This window comes from Rhizobium sp. 862_C5_N1_2 (assembly GCF_051811205.1).
GTDB lineage: Bacteria > Pseudomonadota > Alphaproteobacteria > Rhizobiales > Rhizobiaceae > Rhizobium > Rhizobium leguminosarum.
On sequence record NZ_JBPWPT010000002.1, the window covers coordinates 572,580 to 584,083 of the forward strand.

10 protein-coding genes and 1 pseudogene are annotated in these 11,504 nt (G+C 54.3%); 8 read left to right on the forward strand and 3 right to left on the reverse strand.

Features of this window, described 5'->3' with window-relative positions:
• Position 1: 1 nt before the first annotated feature.
• Positions 2-4,177, forward strand: a complete 4,176-nt coding sequence (locus ACD590_RS26910) for a calcium-binding protein (protein WP_439020992.1) — start codon at positions 2-4, stop codon at positions 4,175-4,177.
• Between the two features lie 386 nt (positions 4,178-4,563).
• Here ACD590_RS26910 and ACD590_RS26915 read toward each other — a convergent pair whose 3' ends face one another.
• On the reverse strand, positions 4,564-5,274 hold the full coding sequence (locus ACD590_RS26915) for an IS6 family transposase (RefSeq protein WP_439004057.1): 711 nt from the start codon (positions 5,272-5,274) through the stop codon (positions 4,564-4,566).
• Between the two features lie 558 nt (positions 5,275-5,832).
• Between ACD590_RS26915 and ACD590_RS26920 the strand changes: the two genes are divergently transcribed.
• From ACD590_RS26920 to ACD590_RS26940, 5 genes and pseudogenes are all read left to right on the forward strand, one after another.
• Positions 5,833-6,516, forward strand: a complete 684-nt coding sequence (locus ACD590_RS26920; protein ID WP_439004058.1) for an IS6 family transposase — start codon at positions 5,833-5,835, stop codon at positions 6,514-6,516.
• 577 nt (positions 6,517-7,093) lie between these two features.
• Positions 7,094-7,294, forward strand: a complete 201-nt coding sequence (locus tag ACD590_RS26925; protein WP_018444696.1) for a hypothetical protein — start codon at positions 7,094-7,096, stop codon at positions 7,292-7,294.
• Between the two features lie 78 nt (positions 7,295-7,372).
• Positions 7,373-7,471 (forward strand): annotated as a pseudogene (locus tag ACD590_RS26930) (IS5/IS1182 family transposase); the annotation flags it as partial.
• Positions 7,472-7,667: 196 nt separating this feature from the next.
• The gene (locus ACD590_RS26935) at positions 7,668-7,910 is read left to right on the forward strand and encodes a type II toxin-antitoxin system ParD family antitoxin (protein WP_439003808.1); all 243 of its coding nucleotides are present in this window, start codon (positions 7,668-7,670) and stop codon (positions 7,908-7,910) included.
• Positions 7,907-8,200 carry a type II toxin-antitoxin system RelE/ParE family toxin gene (locus ACD590_RS26940; protein WP_439003809.1) on the forward strand — a complete coding sequence of 98 codons (294 nt, stop codon included), beginning with the start codon at positions 7,907-7,909 and terminating at the stop codon, positions 8,198-8,200. The genes ACD590_RS26935 and ACD590_RS26940 overlap by 4 nt, the downstream gene beginning before the upstream one ends.
• A 101-nt stretch (positions 8,201-8,301) precedes the next feature.
• On the opposite strand, the gene ACD590_RS26945 is transcribed toward ACD590_RS26940, so the two are convergent.
• Positions 8,302-9,135 (reverse strand): helix-turn-helix domain-containing protein, encoded by an 834-nt coding sequence (locus ACD590_RS26945; RefSeq protein WP_439004059.1) that lies wholly within the window; start codon positions 9,133-9,135, stop codon positions 8,302-8,304.
• Positions 9,136-9,437: 302 nt separating this feature from the next.
• On the opposite strand from ACD590_RS26945, the gene ACD590_RS26950 reads away from it, so the two are divergent.
• On the forward strand, positions 9,438-10,331 hold the full coding sequence (locus tag ACD590_RS26950; RefSeq protein ID WP_439004060.1) for a helix-turn-helix transcriptional regulator: 894 nt from the start codon (positions 9,438-9,440) through the stop codon (positions 10,329-10,331).
• A 132-nt stretch (positions 10,332-10,463) separates the two neighbouring features.
• Here the strand turns inward: ACD590_RS26950 and ACD590_RS26955 are convergent, their stop codons facing one another.
• Positions 10,464-11,300: an alpha/beta fold hydrolase gene (locus ACD590_RS26955; protein ID WP_439003810.1), complete on the reverse strand. Its 837-nt coding sequence runs from the start codon at positions 11,298-11,300 to the stop codon at positions 10,464-10,466.
• A 37-nt stretch (positions 11,301-11,337) separates the two neighbouring features.
• Here ACD590_RS26955 and ACD590_RS26960 point away from each other — a divergent pair, with 37 nt between their 5' ends.
• Complete coding sequence (locus ACD590_RS26960; protein WP_245368968.1) at positions 11,338-11,487, forward strand: hypothetical protein; 150 nt, start codon at positions 11,338-11,340, stop codon at positions 11,485-11,487.
• The last annotated feature ends 17 nt before the right edge of the window (positions 11,488-11,504 follow it).

Here is an 11,504-nt window from a genome sequence, read left to right on the forward strand (position 1 = left end):
CGTGTCAGAAGATGTTCACGAGGCCGCTCTGACTGAGCAGGAAATGGCAGTCTTGCAATCTTTGCTTGATGCTCATGATCGTGCTGGCTTCTATATGACTTACCAGGCGATGTTTGATAACCCCGAAGCCGCCCTCCAGGCTAGGATTTCGTCATTCTCTGGGCCTGTCGGCGGTGTAGCGCTTGGCGCTAACAGATTGCTCCAATTTGCTTTCGGATCGGATCCTGGAACGGGGGACCTTTATCCTGGCATCTACAACCTATCACAGCGCGTTGCAGCATCTGCATTCTCGGGTATCCACTCAGATCTCGATAATGGAGGATCGGGGAATATAGACGAAAACCAATTCTTCAACACTGCGGTGGATGCATGGAGCGGGCCGATTGAAAATCTATTCCCGGGCCAGTTGATAATCAAGCTTTATGAAGAGCCGACTACTATCGCAACAGTCATGGCGACGTTCGTTTCAGATTATATGGGCCAGTTGGCTAACTCTGCGTCCCTGATCGATGCCCTGCGCTCTGCAATCTCCAGCTCAAGCGTGCCAGGGATCGTAGTTTCTGCTTTGGCGACGCTAACGGCTGACATGTTTGGCAAGTCCGCGAGCGATATGCTCGCTGCTGGATACTCGGAAGTCTCAGGCCCCAACGGATACACTTTGTACGTCGACACCCACGGCAAGGTCGGCGCCGTGCTTGGAATGGATATCAACGACGCTCAGGTGATAGCGGCGCAATCGGCGGCTCACGCCGCTATGGAATTGGCATTCAGTCCTTTCGGGGGCACAGCCGCCTATGAACTCTTGCAGGAGGCTATTGGTGGCGTCATTTGGCCATCCGACTATGGCACTTTGGACCCGTCACACCTTACAGAGTCAAACACAACCAGTTTCAACGGTGACTTGCAGGGGCCGTTGACAGCGTCTGTTACACCGGGGATGGCGCACTGGAGCGGAGAGGGAACGTCAAATGCAGACATCCTTGCGGGTACGGAGCCAACACTTGGTTTTTTCGGCAACGATGTCATGCGGGCCGGGGCAGGTAATGATCTTGTGCTTGGCGGTGGAGGCAATGATGAAATTCACGGCGAGAGCGGCGACGATATTATTTGGGGTCAAGAAGATGATGACCAACTCTTTGGCGAAGGAGGCAACGATCTTATACGTGGTGGTCAGGGCGACGATCTGATCCATGCTGGCGAAAAGCCAGGCGAAGACTATACGCCGCCTGAGGACGAAGACGTACCTCTCACAATTGACGTCGGCGACGACAAGATTGATGCCGGTGCCGGAAATGACACAGTTTATATCAGCGAAGGAAAAGATATCGTTGTCTTAGGCGACGGGGATGATGAGATTTACCTTGCGGAGACAACTTCGGAAGAGCTGCCATATCAAGCGCAAGCTTCAATGCAATCCATTATTTGGGGTGGCGAAGGGGCCGATAAATTCCATTTCATGGAGAGCGCCAATTGGAAAGCCGTTATTCTTTACGCGGACAACATTACCGCTAACCTTGTTCTGAACCTTGATCAGACGAAGCTTTTTGCGGATCTCGAAAGTGAATTCGGTGACGTAAACTACGTGATCCTTAATCCGGATTACGATGACAAATTCTATAGCGGCGACGCCCTTTTGCAATTCGAAATTGGATCGAAAACAACCGGGGGAAGCCACGGATATGGATCCAATCCGGTCACGCCGGCCGGGTATGAGATCGATGGCGTTCCGGTATACAGATTCGATACCTGGACGGACGAGGTTACCGAACAGACTACCTGGAACTATTATTGGAAATCGGAGGATGGTGAACAGAACGGAATATTGTATTCGCCAGGTACGGGTGTCGGGGACGGAACGGCTTTTTCTGAAAATGGGTCGTACTATACTTCTATTAACGTCGCCAATGGATATAGCTTTCAGGTAATTGAGGGATTTACCGATGGCACGGCAGGAATTCAATTCGAGAAGAATACAGACGTCAATACATATACTGTAACAAAGGCCGATTATCAGCTTCTTGATTATACGTCAGATTATATTTCGAGCACTTTAGATGCGGATGGTTTGGATGTTCTAGTTGACGGCTTGGACTCTGTATTTACAGGTCTCGATGTATTTCCAGATCCGCTTACCGGAACTTTGGGATCACTCAAGGAAACGAATGTTGAGAATGTATTTGAACCGGCTGTCGATACTCTCATTAGTGATGAGTATGGAAATTCGAAGAAATATAGAATTGATCTTACAGCCTACCAGTTATCCAGCACAGAGCCTAATAATCCTACCAATCCGACGCCAATCAATGGCACGCCTAACGATGATACGATCAATGGCTCCTCGAACGATGATGTTATCAATAGCGGGGATGGCGACGATCTAATATCTGGCCTCGCTGGTAACGATTCAATCGATGGTGGTCTCGGTGCGGATGTCATGTTCGGAGGTGAAGGCAACGACACCTATATCGTCGACAGTGCAAGCGACGTGGTCAGCGAGACGAGCACGACGGGCGGCACCGACCTGGTGCAGGCCTCGGCGTCGTTCGTGCTGGGCAGCAATGTCGAGAATCTGACCCTGACGGGCACATCTGCGATCAACGCCATCGGCAACTCCGCCATCAACGTGCTGAGCGGCAATTTCGGCGACAATACGCTTGAGGGTGGTGGAGGCGACGACATATTGCTTGGCAGTGCCGGCAGCGACACGTACGCTTACGCCTCGGGTGACGGCAGCGATATCATCGATGACGAAGCGGGCTTCACCGACAATATCGACGTCCTCGATTTGTTAGATCTCAACGCAGCCGATCTGAGCTTCGTGCGATATGGAAATGACTTAGCTGTTGTTGTCGCCGCAACGGGTGAAATCATCACCGTCGATGAGCAATTCCGTTCAGAGACCGAGTATTGGGGTTTGGAGCGGATCGACTTTGCGGACGGAACGTCTTGGGACCGTAGCCAGATTCAAGCGGCCGCCCAACCCGACTATCTGGTGACGGTTCCCGGCACTGCCGTGGCTGAAACGTTGGAAGGTACATGGGGCGACGATGTCATTCGCGGCTTTACTGGCGACGATCTCCTGCTCGGTAGCGCCGGCAGCGATGTTTACGTCTATGCGTCGGGGGACGGAAATGATTTGATCGATGACGAGGCGGGCTTCACGGACAACACTGATGTTCTCGCGTTGAAGGACCTCAATGCCGCCGATCTTGCCTTTATCCGATATGGCAACGATCTTGCTATCAGCGTCACAGCGACCGGCCAGACCATAACGGTTGACGATCAGTTCTACTCGGCAACCGAGTATTGGGGGCTGGAACGCATTGATTTCGCCAATGGCAGTTCCTGGGATCGCAGTCAGATTCTGGCCGCGGCTCAACCGGACTATCTTGTTACCGTTGCTGGAACTGCGGTGGCCGAGACGTTGGAAGGCACGTGGGGTGATGATGTCATTCGCGGCTTTGCTGGCGATGATGAGCTACGCGGTAGCGCCGGCAGCGACATTTATGTCTTTGCATCGGGCGACGGAAACGATCTGATCGATGATGAGGCGGGCTTCACGGACAATACCGACGTCCTGGCACTCAAGGACCTCAACGCTGCCGACCTCGCCTTTATCCGATATGGCAACGACCTTGCCATCAACGTTGCAGCAACAGGTGAAACCATCACTGTCGATGACCAGTTCTATTCGGAAACCGAATATTGGGGACTCGAACGCATTGATTTTGCCGACGGAAGTTCCTGGGATCGCAGCCAAATTCAAGCGGCCGCTCAGCCTGATTATCTAGTCACTGTGGCTGGCACAGCAGCGGCAGAGACGCTGGAAGGGACTTTCGGCGATGACGTTATTCGCGGCTTTGCAGGCGACGACCTTCTGCTCGGTAGTGCCGGCAGCGATATCTATGTGTATGCGGCAGGCGATGGCAGCGACACGATCGACGACGAAGCAGGCTTCACAGATAATACCGATATCCTGGTCCTGAAGAATTTGAACGCTTCAGATTTGACATTCGCCCGATCCGGAAACGATCTGGTGATCGGTTTCAACGGTTCGGTGGATTCGATAACGATCGATGAAGAGTTCTACTCAGAAAGTGAATTCTGGGGCATCGAACAAATCAACTTCGCGGACGGATCCTCTTGGAACAGAACACAAATCTGGGACACGGTGTAGGCTGCACTGACGACCCATCAGGACGCAAATTTGCTGCGTCCTGATGCATCTTGAACGACTGGGCCATTGGCTGCAACGAAAACGTGCACACTGCAGCGCATGGGCGATGTCCATCCACGAAATACGAAGCTTATCGTGTTGCCGCTTCCGGTGGGGATCAAGTTCGATTTGCATTCGACAATCCGGGCGAGGACGGCTGATAGCTGCGCTTCAACTGGTATGATCTTATATTTCCGGACTAGGCGAACAGACCATGATACCGGCCGACCGAATAGGCAGCTTCAACGAACTTCTTCGCCATGTCGCGATCCATGATAACGGTGTCACCATTTACAGGGTATCGCCAAGTTGTTTGAAGCAAGTTGCGCGCGAGCAACTGGGCGAGCTCAGGCGGTCATTTCTGCGGTGTAATGATGCCAGAGGGCAAACGCATCCGCCCTGGCGTGACGGCAAGACGCGGCGTTAATTTTGTGGCGGCGGGGCCGGAAGATCAGATTGATCTGGTCGTGGGCAGCGAGAAACCTCTGTGCTTGCCGTGGTGACTTGAACCGGCCGAATATCTTCTCCTGCTTTCGTGTCGGCCTGTGCGAGACTTCGACCGCGTTATTGAGCCCTTTGTGCGCCCGATGCTCGGCGCCTGCCGCGAGGCTTCGGAGCGGCTTGATGTAGCTGCGGAGTTTGTCCGTAACGACAACCATTGGCATGCCGAACCGAGCAACCAGGCCGCGCAGGAAACGCCTTGCGGCCTTCGCATTTCGACGTGGCTGAACCAGAATGTCGAGCACATGGCCGTCCGCGTCGATGGCCCGCCATAGCCAATGCTTTTTGCCACGGATCGTGATTACGACCTCGTCGATGTGCCATTTATCGCGAGGCGCAGGTCGATCTCGCCGGACACAAACTGCAAAATGCCGCCCGAAGCGATTGACCCAAAGCCGGATTGCTTCCCGGCTGACAATGACACCGCGTTCGGCGAGCAGGTCTTCCACGTCGCCGGTGCTGAGCGCGAAGCGATGATAAGCCCATACCGCATAGGAGATGATTTCACGGGCAAAGCGAAAGCCTTTCAGGCGCGGCATTTGGCACGGGATATTCATCCGGCTCGAATAGCCCACGCAGACAAGTCCAACAACTTGGCAATACCAGAGCAACGCCTAATGATGAGGGCCCGGTAACCCATTTCGGATCCCTGGAGACGCCAAGGTTCGTGCCCCAACCGTGGCGTCTGTGAACACGTAGGGAAAGTCGAAGAATGGAAATCGTGTTTATCTGCGCGGCCTTCCTGGCTCTCCTTTTGCTACGCGTCGGAGATGCCGCTTTGTTGGGCCACCGACGCCGAAACTGGCACCGCGTTCAGGGGAGGGTTCTAACCATGCGATATGTTGCATACGGTGAAAACGTCTATCCGACTGCAGTCGTTTGTTGCTTGTCAGACAGCGGTCATACGGTTCAAAAGAACGTGGGGCTCCCCGGTGTCGATTTCGACGGGGTCGAAGCAGGAAGCGTTCTCAAGCTCCTTTTGAATCCTCGGGACCCCGGGTGCTGTTTTGTGGACCGGTGATGGTTCTGTCGCAAAACTTTTCACCGGGTTTGCAACCAGTATTGTAGGCGTAGATCCGGGGTTAAGATGAGCAGGCAGATTGAGTTTCCCGATCATGGTCGATTTCAAAGGCAGTCACTACCCGAAAGACGTGCTTTTATACGCGGTATTTTTCTACGTGAGATATGCGGTCTCCTATCGTGATCTGGAAGAGATTATGGCCGAGCGCGGCGTTACCGTTGACCACCTGACGCTGAACAGATGGGTCGTGAAATATTCGCCCCTGATTGCCTGCCAGGCCCAGCGGCGCAAATCCGCAACCAGCAGCTCCTGGCGGATGGACGAGACCTATATCCAGGTCAAAGGCAAGTGGACCTATTTCTATCGGGCTGTCGACAAATTCGGCAAAACCCTTGATTTCATGCTGTCTGAGCACCGCGATGAGGCCGCGGCCAGCGCGTTCTTCGCCCGCACGATTAAGAACAATGGCTGGCCCGAAAAGGTCGTCATCGACAAGAGCGGCGCGAACCTGGCAGGATTGCAAAACATCAACTGGCGGCTGCTGTTGTATGGATGGTTCTGGCTGATCGAGATCCGGCAGGTCAAATACCCCAACAACACGATTGAGCAGGACCACCGGTTTATCAAGAAGCTGACCCGCCCCATGAAGGGGTTCAAATCCTTTCAGTCTGCGTCAGCAACACTGGATGGTATCGAGGTGGCTCACATGATCCGCAAGTGCCAATTTTCAACCAGTTGCCAATCGGCATTTCAGCAATTCGCCGCACTCGCTGCATAACTGTGTCCAGCGATGGCCGCTTCTGCGGCCTTTTAAAAAGTTTGCGACAAAACCGCTACCTATCATATTCCCTGGCGAGCATAAATGGACGGACTGATAAGTTTCAGGATGCGGCGATAACGACAATTGCGTCCTGTTCATATATCTAAATGAGTAGTGGTTAATTCCGAAGGAAGTTCGAAACTTCCAAAATACGCAGCTGCCGGTGCAATGTGGTTTCGAGGCGCCGGCAACTTACAACGATACTTGTTCAAAACAAAACAAGCAAAAATAGGAGGATAGGTCGTGAACCATCGGAGGATTGTTCTTGCGCGCTTTGCGCAAGCGTTGGCTTGCAACAGGACTCATTCCGCGTGCATCCCTCAGGCGCCGGGAAGAATTCCACCACCTATTGTGCAGATTCATGCGAGACGCTCCTGATGCCGGACATCGGCAAATAATGGCGCGCGAGGGGTTGCGCGCAGCCGAGGCAATCTGTGTCGATGTGTAATGGCTCGGCTTGCATGCAACCCCTACCATATCCACCCATTGTCGAAATTGTTAACGCTGCCTTTCATATGGCAGAGCGGAGGCTACGATGACCACGGCATGTGATGAGAAACATATCGAATTGAAGCCGATTTCGAGCTGCAGACGAGAAGTCGAAGTCGCGATGGTGGAAATGCTCGTCAGTTTGCAGAAACGTGGATGGTCGGCTGCGGAATTGGCACTGGCGCTCGCAGATGCCTCCGAAGATCTCGTCATGATGATTGCGACCAAAAGGCTTCGACCGAATTAGGTCGTGGTGACGATTTAACGATTTGGGATTCCGCCGGAGGCGCAAATCAGATTCAAGGCTGACTTTTGGAGATCGGCCGTGGATTGTGATGCGCTTCGGGATGGCCAGTGGGAACGGATCAAGGATTGTTTGCCGGGCGGCACGAAGGGCAAACGCGGCCCGCGCACGAACAACCGCTGGTCGGAACAAGAGCGGTGCGAAATCGTACGATAGGGCGAACGGACCAAACGCCCATGTTGCACTTGGTGTAGATTCTCCAAGTCATTGAAGTTGATGCTATCGAGATGAACTGGTCCGCATCTCATTGGAGGCATTCGAGCTTTTGACAAACTTTGCCAAAATCGGCTAAGTTGCCTTCAAATGGAGGTTATCAATGGCCACGATGAACGTATCTCTTCCAGGCCCGATGAAGGATTGGGTGGAGGCCCAGGCCAGGACAGGGCGATATTCGAATGCTAGCGACTACGTGCGCGACCTGATCCGACGCGACCAGACGCGAAACGACAAGATCGCCGCCATGCAAAGCTTCGTCGAGGCCGGGCTCCAAAGTGGTGTCGGCATCCGATCAAAGGATGAACTCTTTGCTGAAGCGATGGCTCGTGCCAGCAAGTTATGAGTTTTAAGCTTTCTGCCGAAGCGGAAGAGGACATTATTGCGATCGCCGAGCAAGGTGTCCGTGTGTTCGGGGCAGGCCAGGCAAAGCGATACCACAATGAACTTTTCGCATTATTTGATCTGATAGCTGTCAATCCACGCATCGCGCGCGAACGGGATGAGATTGATCCGCCCGTTAGGATACATCCCTTCAAAGCGCATCTAATCGTTTGTTGGATCGAAGATGATGAGACAATTTTTGTAATACGAATTCGCCACGCGAATGAAGATTGGGCAAGTGAATCAATTTAGCGCACCTCGGATGGAGCTGCTGTGGGATTTGGTGTATCTCAGGTTCGAATCGGGTCAAGAGCTTCCGGTTCGAACGAATCTTCCAAGAGGATTCGTCTGGATCAGGTGTTGCGCCGCCAATTGCCAGGCGTGGTGCCGACGATACCTGCAAAGACGCGCGTGAAATGGCTTTGGTCGGCGAAGCCGCAGGCGATGGCCACTTCGGCGAGCGGAGTATTTGAGGTCCGCAAGAGGTCGCGGGCACGGTCTATTCGCTCACGAAGGACCCATTGATAGGGCGTCATACCGGTCGTCTCTCGAAAAGCGCGAATGAAATAGCCGCGCGACAGGTTGCACATCTGCGCGACTTCGGAAATCGACACGTTGCCGTCGAGGTTCTCAAGAAGCAGACTTTTCGCCAGATCCTCATGCGTCCGCGAGAGGCTGCCCGACCTATCGGAGGCTACCGTTGGCCGGCCGCCGTAGCGCTGGACCAGGTAGGTGCCGATGGCTGTCGTCATTTGCTCGACGAACAGCGCGTTGGCTTCGTCCGGCTTTTCGAGTGCCGGGATCAGCGCCCGAGCGAGATTAGCAAGCACAATATCTTTTGACGCGGTTTCAACTACCAGCGACGTCACGCCGGGCATCTCAGCATCATCGGCAATTTTGCCGAGGGACGCTGGCGAAATCTCAAACAACACGAAATCGAAAGGACCCCCGAGATCCGCCTTGTAGGCGTCCGAGAGATCGCGAATATAGATAGAGTTCTCGGTAAAGTCGTGGGTTGTCGCACGATGTTCGTGGAAGATGCGCCGTGTGTGGCCACCAAGCGAGGAAACCCCCACGACGAAACCTCGATCGCTTGCCGGTGTCATAACCTGATCGATTTTAGTGTTGACTGTCGCCTTCCGAAAGATATCGATGTCTGAACCAGGTAGGCTTTGGTTGATCGACAACTGCTTCAACGAGCACCCGAACCCGTCGGTCGAGTTTCCAGTGGAAGATTGGTGGCGGAGGGGGAGAACTTGGACCACGACGCACTTCTTTCATTTTTAGACACTCGAACACGGGACATGCCGGCTTGGTAGCTTTCCCACGCTAAGTTGCCACACGACAATTTGTTAAATCGGCCCCGCGAGGATCCTTTTGTTCAATATTGCCGTTTGAAACCTGTGTAGGAAACTTTGAAGCGCAGCATCTCGTCGGGACGGCTATACAGTCCCCAGCCAGGATGATCGAGACACATGTGAGTGAAGCGTTGACGGTCAGTGAGAGAATTGCGGCGTGTTTTGGGATTAGTGCTGCAAGGGCGCTGGCAATCAGGCCTCTTTACGAGGCAAAGCTCGCTGTCGTCCATCTCGAGCACTCCTATGACAATGGCGAACATACAATCATCCTGCCGGCTGATGACGCCTTTCTGGTCATGCTTTATCTCGTCGACGTTGATCATTGTGACATCCGCCCGGACGGTGGACGGACACCTCTGAAGGCCTATTCCAGAGGTTCTATGTGTCTTATCAGTCTGAGGAACGGCGCCGCAATTTCTGTTCGTGGCCGCTTCGAAGCACTCGCGTTTCATATCCCAAGCGCGCTTTTTATCGAGCTCGCTGAGGAAGCAGGCGAGCCGCGTATTGATGACCTCATAACCTGCCGCGGGATTGACGATCAGGTGGTCCGCAATATCGGCGCTGCACTGATACCGATGTTCGACATGCCGGACGAAGTCAGGGACACACTGCTTCCTCATATCGGATTAGCGCTAAGCGCCCATCTTACGCATCGTTATGGGCGGTCCCCCATCCAGCACCTTTCGGGCACCGGTCAACTGTCTCCGCTGCAGGAAAAGCGCATCAAGGCGTACATAGCTGCGAACCTATCAGGCGGCACACCGGTCGATAAGATCGCCGAAGCGTGCGGGTTTTCAGTCGATGAGCTCTGTTCCGGATTTTTGAGCACGACCGGGCAGTCAGTTTCGGAATGGATCGCGTCATATCGAATGAGCAGAGCCCAATCGCAACTGAGCAGAACCGGTGAAACTATTGCCCGGATCGCTGCAGAGTGCGGCTTTCCGGACGAAAATGAATTCGTCGCAACCTTCACGAGGGCCGAGGGAGTGCCTCCTGCGGCTTGGCGCTTGCGCAACCGACACTGACGGAAACACAATCGCGCATCACTGCTCTTGAGCTAAGCTTCAGAACAGAAAACTCACGGCGATGGCCATATTGGTCGAGCTTGTGTGGCCGGATCCGGGTGCGGCCGAAACGGCCTCACCCGGACAGTCCAATTAAGCCTGGACAAATGCCAAGAGGTCGGCGTTCAGGACATCGGCATGGGTTGTCAGCATGCCATGCGGATAACCCTGATAGACCTTCAGGGTGCCGTTCTGCACCAGCTTGACGGAAAGCTTGCCGGCGTTGTCGATCGGCACGACCTGGTCGTCGTCGCCGTGCATAACGAGCGTCGGAACAGTGATTGCCTTGAGGTCTTCCGTTTGATCCGTCTCGGAGAAGGCCTTGATGCCGTCGTAATGGGCCTTGGCACTGCCCATCATGCCCTGCCGCCACCAATTCTGGATAACGCCCGGATAGACCTTGGCGTCAGGGCGGTTGAAACCATAGAACGGACCAGTGGGAAAATCGACGAAGAGCTGCGCGCGGTTCTCAGCTACGCCCTGGCGGATGCCATCGAACACTTCCATTGGCAAGCCGCCCGGATTTGTCTCGGTCTTGAGCATCAGCGGCGGGACGGCGGAAACCAGAACGGCCTTGGCAACGCGGCCAGCGGGCTGGCCATATTTTGCAACGTAGCGGGCAACTTCTCCGCCGCCGGTCGAATGGCCGATATGAACGGCATTCTTCAGATCGAGCGCTTCGACGACAGCAAAGGCGTCGGCAGCGTAGTGGTCCATATCGTGTCCGTCGGAAACCTGTGCCGAACGACCGTGACCACGACGGTCGTGGGCGACAACGCGGTAACCCTTCGACAGAAAGAACAGCATCTGTGCGTCCCAATCGTCCGACGAGAGCGGCCAGCCATGGTGAAAGACGATCGGCTGGGCATCCTTCGGACCCCAATCCTTGTAGAAGATTTCGACGCCGTCCTTGGTGGTGATGTAGCCCATTCTATTGTCTCCTTTGATTGAGGTGGGGGTGGAAGAAATGTTGGCAGCAAACCCGAAAGATGTGGGGAATGCCATGGCGGCTGCGGTGGCAGCGCCGGAAAGCAATGCGCTGCGGCGGGTGATGGAAGGGAAATTCTCGGTCATTGTCGCGTACCGTGATCCTTTGATGGCTATGATTCGAGGGTAGTCGGGATGCCGCTCTCC